Source organism: Cupriavidus sp. HE11 (assembly GCF_056097175.1).
Genome location: NZ_CP184465.1, coordinates 807,004 through 821,048 on the forward strand (window position 1 = coordinate 807,004; position 14,045 = coordinate 821,048).

Here is a 14,045-nt window from a genome sequence, read left to right on the forward strand (position 1 = left end):
GAAGTCATCGGGAAACACGGCGACCAACGATAGTACGGGGGCGCCGCATTGCGTATTTACGATTTGCGAATCGGGCCTTCGCCTGCCGCAAACCGGGGCGGGCCCGGGTATCCATGCGCGCAAAACCCATGTAACAATCGCGTCCACAAGAACATCGATCCAGGAGACTTTCCGCCATGCAGCCCAGCCCGCCGGGTGCGCGGCGGCACGACGCCGATGGCACACCAAGGCCGCAGGCGATGCCGACGATGCCGACGATTGTTGCGTCGAAACTGGTGCCACCGGCCTGTGCCGATTCCCATCTGGCACGTGCGCACCTTGTCGACAGCATGCTGGCCGCGCACAGCGCGCGGCTGCTGCTGATTCGTGCGCCGGCCGGCTTCGGCAAGACCACACTGATGCAGCAATACGTGGCCGCACGGCAGGCGCTGGGGCACACCACGGCATGGCTGCGGCTGGACGCCGCCGACAACGACCTGCCGCGCTTCCTGGGGCATCTTGGCGCCGGCCTGCGCGCCCTGGAGCCCGACAACGGGCAGGCCTCGGCCGAACGGCTGGCGGCCAGCGTGATCGCCACCGTGGCTTCGCAGAAGGCGCCGTTCGCGATCCTGCTCGACGACTTCGAGACGATCCAGAGCGAACCGGTGCTGAACTTCGTGCAGCTCCTGCTGGAATCGCTGCCGCCCATCGGCACGCTGGTGGTGGCGTCGCGCACGACCCCGGCGCTGGGCCTTGGCCGCATCCGCGCACGCGGCCACCTGCTCGAACTGCAGCCCGGCGCCCTGCGATTCACCTTGCCCGAAGCCACGGTATTCATCCGCGAAAAATGCGGAATTCCGCTGGGCGATGCCGAAATCTCCAGGCTGCACCGCTACACCGAGGGCTGGGCCACGGCGATTTTCCTCGCCACGTTGTCGCTGCGGCAGCGCACCGACTACGGCCGCTTTGTCTCGTCGTTCTCGGGATCGAACACTGAACTGGCCGAGTATCTTGCCGAAGACATCCTCGGCGGACAAAGCGCGGCGGTGCGCAGCTTCCTGCTGGAAACCAGCATCCTGTCGCAGCTGTCGGCGCCGCTCTGCGATGCGATACTGGGCCGCACCGACAGCCACGCCATGCTGTCCACGCTGGAGCGCAACAACCTGTTCCTGTTCCCGCTAAACGGCGAGCACGACGAATACCGCTACCACAGCCTGTTTGCCAGTTTCCTGCAGCATCGGCTGCACACGCTTGACCCCGCACGTGAAACCGCGCTGCATGCCGCGGCGGCGCGCTGGTATCTGGCAGCCGACCGGCCCGTCCCCGCCATCGATCATCTGCTGCGCGCGGGCCTGCACGGCGAAGCCATCGAACTAATGGCCCTGCACGCCGACGCACTGCTCAACAACGGGCGTGTCCGGTTGCTGTCCCGCTGGTTCGACCTGGTGCGCGACAAGCTACGTACCGCCGACCCGCGCGTGCGCATCAGCGCGGCATGGGCCCTGCTGCTGAACCGCCGCTTCGACGAAGCCATGTCCACGGTCCAGCAGATCGCCGACGACACCGTGGCCGATGCGGCACGCGAGGCGGTGCTGCTGCAGGCCGAGACCCTGCGCTGCGTGTTGTTCGCGATGACGGACCAGATCGATGCCTGCCGCCGCACCGGCCTGCCCCTGCTCGACCGCCTGCCGCCCGACGATTCGTTCCAGTACTGGATGCTGACCAACTCGGTGGCGTACGGCCTGGTGTCCGCGCGCCGGCACGACGAGGCGCGCCAGGTGCTGGCCCATGCGGGCGCCGGTGGCAGGCCCGGCCCGGCCCCGGGCGCCGCGTTGCTGCGCAGCGTGGCCGATTGCCTGGAGAGCATCATCGACCTGATCCACGGCAGGCTTGGCCGCTCGATGGCACGGCTGCGCACCGCCCAGCAGGCATGGCACGAGCGCCCCGATGCGGTCACCGGTGGACGCGCCGCAGCCGGCGTGATCCTGGGCCTGCTGCTCTATGAATCGGACCAGATCGACGAAGCCGCGCGTTTTGTGAACGACACGCTGCCGTTCGCCAAGATGACGGGCCCCGTCGACTCGATGACGACCTGCCATATCCTCAGTGCCCGGATTGCCCTGGTGCGCGGCGACCGCGATCTCTGGCACCGCCGCCTGCACGAGCTTGATGAACTGGGACGCCAGGTGCAGTCGCAACGCGCGCTCTGCTCGGCATGGCTCGAACGTGCGCGCGTGGCTACGCTCGACGGCGCGCTCGATGCCGCCGCCCAGTCGCTGGATGCCGCACAGGCGCACGGCGCCTGGGAAGCACTCGACGACGCCGGCTACGGCAATGAAGTGGACACCCCGTCGGTGGCGCGCTGGCGGCTCGACATCGTCCGAGGCGCCGATCAGGCGCTGTGCGATGCCCTGGCGGTCGCCATTGCCGCCGCCACGGCGCAGCAGCGCCACTGGCGCCTGATCAAGTTGCGGCTGCTGCATGCGATGGCGCTCGATGCGGTGGGCGACGAACGGGCCGCCTTCGCTGCGCTGACCGCCGCGCTGCGCCTTGCCAGCCACGAAGGACTGATCCGCACCTTCGTCGACGAAGGCGACCGGCTGGCCGGCCTGCTGCAGCGCTGGATGACGGCGCAACGCGATCACGCGGTGTCCGGCGTGGCCGCGACGTTCGTGCCGGCGCTGCTGGCGCGCATGGGGATGCCGGAAATCACTGCCGCGCCCGTGCCATCGCCATCGCCGGCAGAAAGCCCGACGGCACCGGACGCGGGCCCGGACGCCCTGACGGCCCGCGAACTCGATGTCCTGCGCATGCTCTCGCTGGGCCACCGCAATCGTGCAATTGCCGAGAAGCTGTTCGTCTCGGAACTGACCGTGAAGTCGCACCTGCGCCGCATCAGCGCCAAGCTTGGCGCGCAAAGCCGCACGGAGGTGGTGGCCATTGCGCGGACGAGAGGGTTGCTGGATTGATTGCGGAATGGCTCCCCTCTCCCATACGTGGGAGAGGGGTTGGGGAGAGGGCAGACGTTTCAAATTGCGATCGCGCATCTTGATTGGCCCGCCCTCTCCCCCGCCCCTCTCCCGCAAGCGGGAGAGGGGAGAAAAACCCAGGGAATAGACCTACAGCGTCCGCGCGATCAGTTCCTTCATGATCTCGTTCGATCCGCCGTAGATCTTGCCCACGCGCGCGTTGACGTAGAGCCGGGCGATCGGATACTCGGCCATGTAGCCGTAGCCGCCGTGCAGTTGCAGGCATTCGTCGATGATCTCGCAGCTCTTCTGCGTGCACCACCACTTCGCCATGGCGGCCGTCTCGGGTGTCATCTCGCCGCGCAGCACCTTGCCCATGCAGTCGTCGACAAAGGCACGCGCCACCGTTGCATGCGTCTTGCACTCGGCCAGCTTGAAGCGCGTATTCTGCATCTCAAGCAGCGGGGCGCCGAAGACCTGGCGGTCGCGCACATAGGCCACCGTGGTTTCCAGCGCGCGCTCCATCGACCCCAGTGCGCCCAGCGCGATGATCATGCGCTCCTGCGGCAGCTGCTGCATCAACTGGTAGAAGCCGCGCCCCTCCTCGTCGCCCAGCAGGTTTTCGCAGGGCACGCGAACGTTGTCGAAGAACAGCTCGGCGGTGTCCTGCCCCTTCTGGCCGATCTTCTCCAGCACGCGGCCACGCCGGAAGCCCTCCAGGCCGGCCGTCTCCACCACCACGATCGACACGCCCTTGGCGCCCTTGTCCGGATCGGTCTTGACCACCACCAGGATCAGGTCGGCCAGCAGGCCGTTCGAGATAAACGTCTTCGAGCCGTTGATGGCGTAGTGCGTGCCATCGCGCACCGCCCGCGTCTTGACGCTCTTCAGATCCGATCCCGCGCCGGGCTCGGACATCGCAATCGCACCAACCATCTCGCCGGTCGCCATCTTCGGCAGCCACCGCTGCTTCTGGGCCTCGGAACCATAGCGCAGGATGTAGTGCGCCACGATGGCGCTGTGCACATTGGTGCCCAGGCTGGTTGCCATGGCTCGCGCCTGTTCGTAGGCAATGATCGCCTCGTGCGCGAAAGACCCGCCCCCGCCGCCGTAGGCTTCGGGGATGCTGGCGCAGAGCATGCCAACCTCGCCCGCCTTGCGCCAGGTCTCGCGGTCCACATGCTGCTGCTTCCACCAGCGCTCTTCGTGCGGCACGAGTTCGCGCTCGATGAACTTGCGGATCGCATCCTGGAATATCGAAAGATCGTCCGTGATCCACGGGCTCTGTGGGCTGGGCATGGCAGTGCTCCTTTCGTAGCGCGGTTCAGGGACGGCCGCCGCCCACCACCAGCACCTGGCCGCTGATGTAGTTCGACTCCGGAATGCACAGCAGGTAGACCGCACCGGCAGCCTCGGCCGGCGTGCCGCCGCGCCCCACCGGGATCATCGCCTCGACGTTCTTCATGAGCTGGGCATTGACCCCCACCTTGATCTCCCTGCCCGCGATATCGATCGTCGCGCTGTTGCCGTCGCCGGCCACGGCTTCGGTCAGGCGCGTCTTGATCAGGCCAAAGGCCACGCTGTTGACGTTGACCTTGTAGCGCCCCCACTCCTTGGCCAGCGCGCGGGTCAGCCCGTTGATGGCGGCCTTGGCGGCCGAATAGTTGGCCTGCCCGGCGTTACCCATCACGCCCGATACCGACGAGATATTGACCACCTTGCGGAAGACCTCCTGGCCGGCGTCGGCCTCGGCCCTGGCGGTCTCCTTGAAATGGTCGGCGGCGGCGCGCAGGATGCGGAACGGCGCCGTCACGTGCACATCCATGATCGACGACCACTGTTCGTCGCTCATCTTCTGGATCACGTTGTCCCACGTATAGCCCGCGTTGTTGACGATGATGTCGAGCGCGCCAAACGACTGCAGCGCCGTCTGCACGAAACGCTGGCCGAAATCGGCCTCGGTGACGCTGCCCGTGCAGGCCACGGCCCGCCCGCCAGCCGCCACGATCTCGCGCACCACGGCATTCGCCGGCTCGGCGTCGAGGTCATTGACCACCACGGCGGCGCCCTCGCCCGCCAGCTTCAGCGCGATCTCGCGGCCAATGCCACGGCCCGAACCCGATACGATGGCAACCTTGCCATTGAGCTTGCTCATTGTGTTGTCTCCTTGATGTTCAGCGGTCGGGCGCGATCAGCGCCTCGCCCGTCAATTTGATTTCGCCCTGCTGGTTGCGCGTGGACAGCGCGATGCGCACCGTCCCCGCCGCCTCGTCCTTCTCCGTGACCACGCCCGTGCACGACACCGCGTCGCCCACGTGCGTGATGGCCGCGAAACGCACCGAGAACTCGCGGATCGCGTGCTGCGGCGCCCAGTTGGTCAGCAGGCGGCCCAGATAGGCCATCGACAGCATCCCGTGCGCAAATACGTCCGGCATGCCGGCGCGCCTGGCGAAGTCGGTGTCAACGTGAATCGGGTTGTGGTCGCCGGATGCCCCGGCATAGAGCGCCAGCGTGAGCCGGCTCAGCGGCTCGGCGGTGAACGACGGCAGCGTGCTGCCCACTTCCAGCGCCTCGAATCGAACCGGGTTCATGCTGTCTCCTGGCTGTTGCGCACCACGACCACGCTGCGCAGGTCGGCCACGGCGGCGCCGTCGGCATCGGTCACGCGGGTCTCGCGCACCACGAAGCCCAGCGCACCCCCCTTCTTCTCGTAGATGTCGGCGATGCACATCTCGAAGTGCAACCGCTCGCCGGCAAACGCCATGCGGTGGTAGCGAAAGGCCTGTTCGCCATGCAGGACGCGGCCGATATCGATGCCAAGCAGGTCCAGCGTGGCGCGCGGGTTCGGCGCCTCCATTTCCAGGCAGAACAGGAAGGTCGGCGGCACCGGCAGGCCCGGGTATCCTGCAGCCCTGGCCGCTTCGGCATCGGTATAGCGCGGGTCCGCCTGGCCCGTGGCCTTGGCGAAGAAGCGCAGGCGCCCGGCCTCCACCTCCGCCACGTGGCGCGACACCACCGTGCCGATATGTTTGGTGTCCAGCATCGGCGCGCTCCTTACTGGCGTTCGTACAGCGTCACCACGCAGGCGCCGCCGAGCCCGAGGTTGTGCTGCAGCGCCAGCCGCGCGCCCGGCACCTGCCGGTCCTGGGCCTGGCCGCGCAGTTGCCAGACCAGTTCGGCGCATTGCGCCAGGCCGGTGGCGCCAAGCGGGTGCCCCTTCGACAGCAGGCCGCCGGACGGATTGGTCACCACGCGGCCGCCATATGTGTTGTCGCCGTCGATGATGAACTTCTCGGCAGTGCCTTCGGGAGTCAGGCCAAGCCCTTCGTAGGTGATTAGTTCGTTGGCGGTGAAGCAGTCGTGAAGCTCCACCACGTTGATGTCAGTGGGCGCCACGCCGGCCGCCTCGTAGACCGCCTGCGCCGCCGCACGGGTCATGTCGTAGCCCACCACCTTGCGCATGTCGCCTTCGTCGAACGTGCTGTTGCGGTCGGTGGTCATCGACTGCGCGCGGATTGCCACACGCGTATCCAGGCCATGCCGTCTGGCGAATTCCTCCGAGCACAGGATTGCCGCCGCCGCGCCGCAGGTTGGCGGGCAGCACTGCAGCCGCGTCAGCGGATCGAATACGGCGGGCGACGCCATCACCTCTTCCAGCGTGACCGTGTTCCGGAACACCGCGAACGGGTTGCGCGCGGCGTGCTGGCGCGCCTTGACGGAGATGCGGCCAAACGTGTCGGGCCGGATGTCGTACTCCTTGATATAGTCGCGGCCCGCGCCGCCAAAGAACTGGGCGGCACGCGGCGCGGCTTCGTCAAAGCCCTGGATGGCCTGCATCGCGTCGACGAACCGCGCCATCGGCGAGGGGCGATCCGTATAGGCGCCCTTCAGCGCGCCGGGCACCATCTGCTCGAAGCCCACCGCGATGGCGCACTCGATCGCGCCGCTGGCTACGGCCTGGCGCGCCAGGAACAGCGCCGTCGACCCGGTGGCGCAGTTGTTGTTGACGTTGATGACCGGAATACCGGACAACCCCACGCCATAGATGGCCGCCTGTCCGGCCGTGGAGTCGCCGTACACGTAGCCCACGTAGGCCTGCTCCACCAGCGCATAGTCGACGCGGGCATCGGCCAGCGCCGCGCGGGCGGCGTTGGCGCCCATGACCGGATAGTCATCGCTGGCACCGGGCTTGGTGAACGGAATCATGCCGACGCCTGCAACCAACACTTTCCTGCTCATGTTCGTTTCCTTGAAGATTGGGGACTTTGGGAACTGGGGGAACCGGTTCAGCTCACCTGGCGGGCCTGGCCGCGCCAGTACTGCTCGCGCAGATCGCGCTTGAGGATCTTTCCTGCGGCCGACAGCGGCAGCGCGGGCCGGAACTCGAAACTCTTGGGGCACTTGTAGCTGGCCAGTGCGGCGCGGCAGTGCTCGCGCAACACCACGTCGGTAGGCGACATCCCGGCGCGCGGCACCACCACGGCGTGCACGGCCTCGCCCCAGCGCTCGTCGGGGATGCCGATCACGGCGCAACTCGCCACCTGAGGGTGCAGTGACAGTACGCTCTCCACTTCGGCCGAGTACACGTTCTCGCCGCCCGTGACGATCATGTCCTTGAGCCGGTCGACGATGAACAGGTAGCCGTTGTCGTCCATGTAGCCACCGTCGCCGGTATGCAGCCAGCCGTCGCGCAGCGCCTGCGCGGTCTCCTGCGGACGATTCCAGTAGCCGCGCGTAATATTGGCGCCGCGCACGATGATCTCGCCCACGGTGTTGCGCGGCACCTCGTTGCCCTGCGGATCGACGATGCGCATCGTCACGCCAAAGCTGGCGCGGCCGGCCGAACGGTACAGGCCACTGGCGCGGCCTGCCGACCCATGGTTGTCGGGCGGATTGACGCTGATGACCGGCGACGCCTCGGTCATGCCGTAGGCGTGATAGAACGCGATGTCCGGCATGGCGGCCAGCGCACGGTCCAGCACGCCGGCGGCAATCGGCGAGGCACCGTAGTAGATGCGCTGGAGGCTGGACAGATCGTGATCGCCAAACGACGGATCGTCGAGCACGGCCTGCAGCATCGTCGGCACCATCATCAGTTCCTCGATGCGCTCGTGCTCGATGGTCCGCAGCACCGCCGCCGGGGCAAAGCCCGGATGAATCACCTGCACGTCGCCGGCCACGACATGGCCAACGGCCCGCGCCATCGCGGCGGTGTGGAACAGCGGCGCCACGTGCAGCGACACGAACGTACCGTGACCGGCGCGAAACTCGGCCATGCGCGAGACCGCCGACGCCCACAGGTTCAGGTGCGACTGCATCACGCCCTTGGGCTTGCCGGTGGTGCCGCCCGTGTACATGATGGTCGCCAGGTCCTCGCCACCGCGGAACACGTCGGCCACCGGTACTGATCCGGCAATCAGCGCCTCGTAGTCGAGCATGCCGTCGGGCGCTTCGTGCTCGCCGGCATAGATCACGCGCGGCGGCCGTCTGGCCGTGGCCAGGATGCCCGCCACCATTGGCACGAACTGGTCGTCGACGATCAGGATGCCGGTATCGCAATCGTCGAGCGAATAGACGATCTCGGGCACGCTCCAGCGGATATTGACCGGATTCAGCACGCCGCCGCCCCACCACACGGCCAGCATGTATTCGATATAGCAGTCCGAGTTAAGTGCCAGCATGCCAACCCGGTCGCCCGGCGCCATGCCCAGCGCCTGCAGCGCCCCGGCCAGGCGGGCCACGCGGTCATGCAAGGCCCGGAACGTGCGGGTGCGGCCGCCAAAGACGGTGGCACGGCTGTCCGGCGTCTGCTGCATGCAGCGATGCAGCCCCTGCGTCAGATACATGTCTCGTCTCCTTGATGTGATGCGAACGCCAGGTACGTGGCCTGGTGCGATGTCATGGGAGTCGACTGTACGGACGGCCCGGCGCCGTGTCGTGCTCCGAACGAACCAATTTGCATGCTGCAGTGCGATTGGTCCGAACGGACCAAGACAGCTTCCGCCCCCCGGTGAAAGAATCGGCCCGACTTCGACATCACGGGCGAGACTGGCATGGGTGGACCGTTGGCAGGACTGAAGATTCTTGACTTTTCGACGCTGCTGCCGGGCCCGTTCGCCACGCTGGCGCTGGCCGACCTGGGCGCCGACGTGATCCGCATCGAGGCGCCCACGCGCGCCGATCCCGTGCGGCGGCTGACGCCGCAGCGCCATGGCGTGTCGGCCGTGCACGCCTGGCTCAATCGCAACAAGCGCTCGCTGGCGCTGGATCTCAAGCAGCCCGATGCCATCGGGATCGTGCACCGGCTGCTGCGCACGCATGACATCGTGGTCGAGCAGTTCCGGCCCGGCGTGATGGCCCGCCTGGGCCTGGGCTATGACCAGCTGCGCGCCATCAACCCGGCGCTGATCTACTGCTCCATTACCGGCTACGGCCAGGACGGCCCCTACCGCGACCGCGCCGGCCACGACATCAACTACCTGGCCATTGCCGGTGCGGCCAGCTACAACGGCCACGACAATCCTGCCCCGCTGGGCATCCAGGTGGCCGATATCGCCGGCGGCAGCCTGCACGCCACCGTGGCAATCCTGGCAGCGCTGGCACACCGGCACCGTACCGGCGAAGGCCAGCACGTGGACGTCAGCATGACCGACGCCGCCTTCAGCCTGAACGCCATGTCGGGCGCGGCCTACCTGGCCGGCGGCCGCGCGCCGCGCCCGGGGTCCGAGCGGCTCAACGGTGGCTGCTTCTATGACTACTACGCCACGGCCGATGGGCGGTATTTCTCGGTTGGCAGTCTCGAACCGCAGTTCCTGCAGCGCTTCTGCGATGCGATGGGGCACCCCGAGTGGCTTGCGCTGGCGCAGTCAGACATGCCGCGCCTGAAGCGCGAGATCGCCAGCGCGTTCGGCAGCCAGCCGTTCGCGTACTGGTGCGCGCAATTTGCCGATGTGGATTGCTGCGTCGAGCCCGTGCTCACGCTGGAGGAGTCGGCCTGCCATCCGCAGTTGCGTGCACGCCGCATGGTGGTCGATGTCCCGGTGGCCGGCACGGCTGGGACGGCGGACACGGCGGATGCCGACACGCTGCCCCAGATTGCCCATCCCGTGCGCTATTCGGCAACCGCGCCGGTGTACCGGCACGCTGGCGAGACGCTGGGCCGACAAAGCCGCGAAATCCTGGCCGAGCTGGGATATGGCGATAGCGATGTGGCGGCATTGGCCTCTGCCGGCGTGATCGCGCCGGGCGAGACCGCATAAAAGACCAGACCAAGGAGACTGACATGCAGCACAGCAGGAGACACTGGCTTTGCCAGGCCGCGGCATTGGGTGGCGCAGCGGCGCTGGCAAGCTGGCCCGCGCAGGCCGACAGCGCCTATCCCGGGCGGCCGTTGCGGCTGGTCGTGCCCTATCCGGCAGGCGGCGGCACCGACACCATCGCGCGCCTGATCGGGCAGCAGCTGGCGCAGGCCTGGAAGCAGCCCGTAGTGGTCGACAACAAGCCGGGCGCCAGCGGCATCCTGGGCAACGATATCGTCGCCAAGGCGGCCCCTGACGGCTATACGCTGCTGCTGGCGATCACCGCGATGATCCAGTCTCCGAGCCTGTACCGGAAGATGCCCTACAACGTGGAGCGCGACTTCCTGCCTGTGTCGCTGGTGGCGCGGTCGTCAGACCTGTTCGTGGTGCCGTCGCGCGTGCCGGCCCGGACACTGGCCGAATTCATCGCCCTGGCAAAGGCCAGCCCGGGCAAGCTGAGCTACGGGTCGTATGGCAATGGCACGTCGTCGCACCTGCACGGCGAGCAATTCAAGATCCAGGCCGGCATCGATATCGTGCACATCCCGTACAAGGGCGCGGCGCCGCTGGTCAGCGACATCCTCGGCGGCCAGGTGGATTCCGCGTTTGTCGATGTCACGTCGGCCAACAGCTACCTGACTGGCGGAAAATTCCGCGTGCTGGGCATCACGGGCACGCAACGGCACGCGGCCCTGCCTGCGGTACCCACGTTCTCCGAGGCCGGCCTGAGCGGATTCGAGCCCAATGGCTGGTTCGGCATCTTCCTGCCCGCCGGCACGCCACGCCCGATTGCCGACCGGCTGGCCGCCGAGATCGGGCGCATCGTGAAGCAGCCCGAGGTGTCTCAGCGGCTGACGGCCATGGGCCTGCAGCCGGTGGCCTCCAGCCCGGCCGAGCTGGCGACGGTGGTCAGCAACGACACCCCGAGATGGGCCGAGATCGTGCGCACCGCACGCATCCAGCTCGACTGAAGGCGCCGCCACCGGCGCGTGGGAGGCGGCCCGGCGGCCCGCTATCGGATCAACAAAGGCCACCTTCAACAAATGCAAATTGCCTGACCGGCGGCCGTGACGCAAAGTCTCCCCAACAACAGCCTGATACAGAAACAGGAGGAGACGATGCTGCGAATCATGCTTGCCGGCGCGGTACTGGCGCTGGCCCACGGAGCGGCCCTGGCCGACACCTATCCCTCTCGCCCGGTGCGCCTGCTGGTGGGCTATGCGCCGGGCGGCCCGGTCGATACCGCCGCGCGCATCTATGCCGACTACATGGGTCGGGTGCTCAAGCAGCCGGTCATCGTGGACAACCGCGCCGGTGCCAGCGGCGCCATCGCGGCCGGCATGACCACCAGCGCCAAGCCGGACGGCTACACGCTCTACTTCGTGGCCAGCCCCACGATGACCATGACGCCGCTGATCCAGAAATCGGTCAGCTTCAAGCCGGCGCAGGACTTCACGTACGTGGGCCTGATCACCGACTACACCAACGTCCTGCTGATCAACAAGGACTTCCCGGCCAAGAACGTCGACGAACTGGTGTCGTACGCGCGCAAGCATCCGGGCGACGTCAGCTTCGGCTCGGCCGGCATCGGGGCGTCGAACCACCTGTCTGCCGAACTGCTGGCGCAGATGACCGGCGTGAAGATGCTGCATGTGCCGTACAAGGGCAACGCCCCGGCCATGGCCGACGTCATCAGCGGCAAGGTCACGTTCATGTTCGATATCACCGGCACGGCCATCGGCCATATCCAGGGCGGCAAGGTGCGCGCGCTGGCCGTCACGTCGAAGACTCGCAACGCGGCGCTGCCGAACGTGCCCACGCTGGTCGAATCCGGGCTCAAGCAATATGACCTGACCGGCTGGTACGGCCTGGTCGGCCCGCTCGGCATGCCGGCAGATGTCACCGACCGGCTGGTCAAGGCGCAGCAGACCGTGGGCCAGGACCCGGCGTTCCGCGCCCGCATGGCCGAAGGCGGCTACGACCTCAACGTCACCGGCCCGGCGCCGCTGCAGGACCGCATCAAGAAGGAACTGGCGCTGTGGGGCAACGTGGTCAAGACCGCCAATATCGAGGTGGAATAAGCCGGCCGGCCCGGGCGGTACCGTTCCGCCCGGGCGAAGTACCGCTTTTCCGATGACGAATTGCGCGGCCTCCGGGCTGCCCATACACTGCGACGAGCCGGCCTGCACCTGACCGCGGGGCCGGCGCCACTCCGACATCCATTTTGCAAAGGACTTGAGCGAGATGCCGCAGGACCGAGCCATCGCGAATCGCATCAGCGACATTCCCCGCCACTGGGCTGCCCACGCGCCCGGGCATGTGGCCGTGCATGAAGGCGAGCGCACGGTGAGCTTTGCGCAACTCTGGGAAGGCGTCGGGCTGGCGCGACAGTACCTGGAAACCCAGGGCGTCGGCACCGGCGACCGCGTCATGATTACCGGCGAGAACTGTCTGGCCGTCATCACGCTGGTCTTTGCGCTGTCCGAACTCGGTGCCTGGCCGGTGGTGACCAACGCCCGGCTGACGGCCCGCGAGATCGAGGAAATCCGCGCGCACTGCACGCCCCGGCTGATGCTGTTCACCCACGCGGCGTCCCCCGACGCCCTGCGCCACGGCCTGCGCTACCGCGCCCGCGAGATCGCACCGCCCGGGCTGGGGCCACTGATGGCCGCCGATGTGGACGAACGCAGCGAGCGCGAGCCGCAGGCGCTGGCGCACGAGGTGGCGGCACTGATCTACACGTCGGGCACCACGGGCCAGCCCAAGGGCGTGATGGTCACCCATCGCGGCCTGCTGCACTACGCGCGTGTCACGGCCGACACGCGCAGGATCGGCCCCGGCGACTGCGCCTATGCCGTGATGCCGATGTCCCATATCTTCGGGCTCGCCACGCTGCTGCTGGCCACCTTCCAGGGCGGCGGCAGCCTGTACCTGGTGGCCCGCTTCAACGTCACCGATGCCTGTGCCGCGCTGCAGCGCGAGGCGATTTCGATCCTGCAGGGCGTGCCGGCCATGTTCAGCCGCATCCTGGCGCACCTGCAGAAGCAGGGCATCGCCACGCTGCACCCCACGCGCCTGCGCTATCTCTACACCGGCGGCGGCCCGCTGGAGCCGACGCTCAAGCGCAACGTCGAAGCCGTATTCGGCCAGCCCCTGCATCATGGCTATGGCATGACCGAATACGCGGGATCGCTGTTCATCACCCGCATGGACCGCCCGCGCAGCGACTGCTCGGCCGGCGAGATTGTCGAAGGCGCCGAACTGCGGATCGTAGGCACCAACGGCGAGACGGCGCCACCGGGCACGGCTGGCGAGCTATGGGTGAAAGGGCCCGGCGTCATGCGTGGCTACTATCGCGATCCGGCGCAGACGGCGGAAGCCTTGCGCCCGGAAGGCTGGCTCAACACGGGCGACATTGGCCGCCTGGGACCCGACGGCGCGCTGTATATCGTCGGGCGCACGCGCGACCTGATCATCCGCTCGGGCTTCAGCGTCTATCCGATCGAGGTGGAATCGGTCATCAACACGCATCCGGCGGTGCGGCTGTCCGCCGTGGTCGGCAGGCCGGCGGCCGATGGCAACGAGGAGATTGTGGCGTTCGTGGAGCTTCGTGAAGGCGAGACCTTCGATGCGGCCGAATTGCACGCCTATCTTGCCGAGCGGCTGTCGCCGTACAAGCGCCCCGCGCAGATCGTGCGGGTGCCGGCCATTCCCACCACGGCCAGCGGCAAGCTGCACAAGCACCAGTTGCGCGGCATCGTCGCGGAGATGGCCTAGCCCTCCGTACGCAGGCGCCCGG

The 14,045-nt window shown here is 67.6% G+C and carries 11 protein-coding genes; 5 read left to right on the forward strand and 6 right to left on the reverse strand.

The window, feature by feature from the left end; translation table 11 throughout:
• The first annotated feature begins 176 nt into the window (after positions 1-176).
• A complete protein-coding gene (locus ACOABP_RS21025; protein WP_474230026.1) occupies positions 177-2,948 on the forward strand; it encodes a winged helix-turn-helix domain-containing protein in 2,772 nt (923 codons plus the stop codon).
• A 150-nt stretch (positions 2,949-3,098) separates the two neighbouring features.
• Here the strand turns inward: ACOABP_RS21025 and ACOABP_RS21030 are convergent, their stop codons facing one another.
• Genes ACOABP_RS21030 through ACOABP_RS21055 form a run of 6 tightly spaced genes read right to left on the reverse strand, consistent with a single transcriptional unit; the run spans position 3,099 to position 8,794 of the window.
• Entirely contained in the window at positions 3,099-4,247 is a 1,149-nt protein-coding gene (locus ACOABP_RS21030) for an acyl-CoA dehydrogenase family protein (RefSeq protein ID WP_474230028.1), read from the reverse strand.
• Positions 4,248-4,272: 25 nt separating this feature from the next.
• The gene (locus ACOABP_RS21035; RefSeq protein ID WP_474230029.1) at positions 4,273-5,103 is read right to left on the reverse strand and encodes an SDR family NAD(P)-dependent oxidoreductase; all 831 of its coding nucleotides are present in this window, start codon (positions 5,101-5,103) and stop codon (positions 4,273-4,275) included.
• 19 nt (positions 5,104-5,122) lie between these two features.
• The gene (locus ACOABP_RS21040; RefSeq protein ID WP_474230030.1) at positions 5,123-5,539 is read right to left on the reverse strand and encodes a MaoC family dehydratase; all 417 of its coding nucleotides are present in this window, start codon (positions 5,537-5,539) and stop codon (positions 5,123-5,125) included.
• Positions 5,536-5,991, reverse strand: coding sequence for a MaoC family dehydratase N-terminal domain-containing protein (locus ACOABP_RS21045; RefSeq protein WP_474230031.1), 456 nt, complete (start codon positions 5,989-5,991; stop codon positions 5,536-5,538). Before ACOABP_RS21045 ends, ACOABP_RS21040 begins: the two co-directional genes overlap by 4 nt.
• 11 nt (positions 5,992-6,002) lie before the next feature.
• On the reverse strand, positions 6,003-7,187 hold the full coding sequence (locus ACOABP_RS21050; RefSeq protein WP_474230033.1) for a lipid-transfer protein: 1,185 nt from the start codon (positions 7,185-7,187) through the stop codon (positions 6,003-6,005).
• A 47-nt stretch (positions 7,188-7,234) separates the two neighbouring features.
• Positions 7,235-8,794, reverse strand: coding sequence for a long-chain-fatty-acid--CoA ligase (locus ACOABP_RS21055; protein ID WP_474230034.1), 1,560 nt, complete (start codon positions 8,792-8,794; stop codon positions 7,235-7,237).
• A 207-nt stretch (positions 8,795-9,001) separates the two neighbouring features.
• Here ACOABP_RS21055 and ACOABP_RS21060 point away from each other — a divergent pair, with 207 nt between their 5' ends.
• The 4 genes from ACOABP_RS21060 to ACOABP_RS21075 all read left to right on the forward strand — a co-directional run bounded on the left by ACOABP_RS21060 (position 9,002) and on the right by ACOABP_RS21075 (position 14,023).
• Positions 9,002-10,207 (forward strand): CaiB/BaiF CoA transferase family protein, encoded by a 1,206-nt coding sequence (locus ACOABP_RS21060; RefSeq protein WP_474230036.1) that lies wholly within the window; start codon positions 9,002-9,004, stop codon positions 10,205-10,207.
• Between the two features lie 23 nt (positions 10,208-10,230).
• Positions 10,231-11,217: a tripartite tricarboxylate transporter substrate binding protein gene (locus ACOABP_RS21065; protein WP_474230037.1), complete on the forward strand. Its 987-nt coding sequence runs from the start codon at positions 10,231-10,233 to the stop codon at positions 11,215-11,217.
• A gap of 147 nt (positions 11,218-11,364) precedes the next feature.
• Positions 11,365-12,327, forward strand: coding sequence for a Bug family tripartite tricarboxylate transporter substrate binding protein (locus ACOABP_RS21070; RefSeq protein WP_474230038.1), 963 nt, complete (start codon positions 11,365-11,367; stop codon positions 12,325-12,327).
• A 163-nt stretch (positions 12,328-12,490) separates the two neighbouring features.
• The gene (locus ACOABP_RS21075) at positions 12,491-14,023 is read left to right on the forward strand and encodes a class I adenylate-forming enzyme family protein (RefSeq protein WP_474230039.1); all 1,533 of its coding nucleotides are present in this window, start codon (positions 12,491-12,493) and stop codon (positions 14,021-14,023) included.
• Positions 14,024-14,045: the final 22 nt, after the last annotated feature.

Bases quoted from the DNA above. Each gene is read 5' to 3' on its own strand.
- ACOABP_RS21025 (WP_474230026.1), top strand. From the start codon at position 177: ATGCAGCCCAGCCCGCCGGGTGCGCGGCGGCACGACGCCGATGGCACA.
- ACOABP_RS21030 (WP_474230028.1), bottom strand. From the start codon at position 4,247: ATGCCCAGCCCACAGAGCCCGTGGATCACGGACGATCTTTCGATATTC.
- ACOABP_RS21035 (WP_474230029.1), bottom strand. From the start codon at position 5,103: ATGAGCAAGCTCAATGGCAAGGTTGCCATCGTATCGGGTTCGGGCCGT.
- ACOABP_RS21040 (WP_474230030.1), bottom strand. From the start codon at position 5,539: ATGAACCCGGTTCGATTCGAGGCGCTGGAAGTGGGCAGCACGCTGCCG.
- ACOABP_RS21045 (WP_474230031.1), bottom strand. From the start codon at position 5,991: ATGCTGGACACCAAACATATCGGCACGGTGGTGTCGCGCCACGTGGCG.
- ACOABP_RS21050 (WP_474230033.1), bottom strand. From the start codon at position 7,187: ATGAGCAGGAAAGTGTTGGTTGCAGGCGTCGGCATGATTCCGTTCACC.
- ACOABP_RS21055 (WP_474230034.1), bottom strand. From the start codon at position 8,794: ATGTATCTGACGCAGGGGCTGCATCGCTGCATGCAGCAGACGCCGGAC.
- ACOABP_RS21060 (WP_474230036.1), top strand. From the start codon at position 9,002: ATGGGTGGACCGTTGGCAGGACTGAAGATTCTTGACTTTTCGACGCTG.
- ACOABP_RS21065 (WP_474230037.1), top strand. From the start codon at position 10,231: ATGCAGCACAGCAGGAGACACTGGCTTTGCCAGGCCGCGGCATTGGGT.
- ACOABP_RS21070 (WP_474230038.1), top strand. From the start codon at position 11,365: ATGCTGCGAATCATGCTTGCCGGCGCGGTACTGGCGCTGGCCCACGGA.
- ACOABP_RS21075 (WP_474230039.1), top strand. From the start codon at position 12,491: ATGCCGCAGGACCGAGCCATCGCGAATCGCATCAGCGACATTCCCCGC.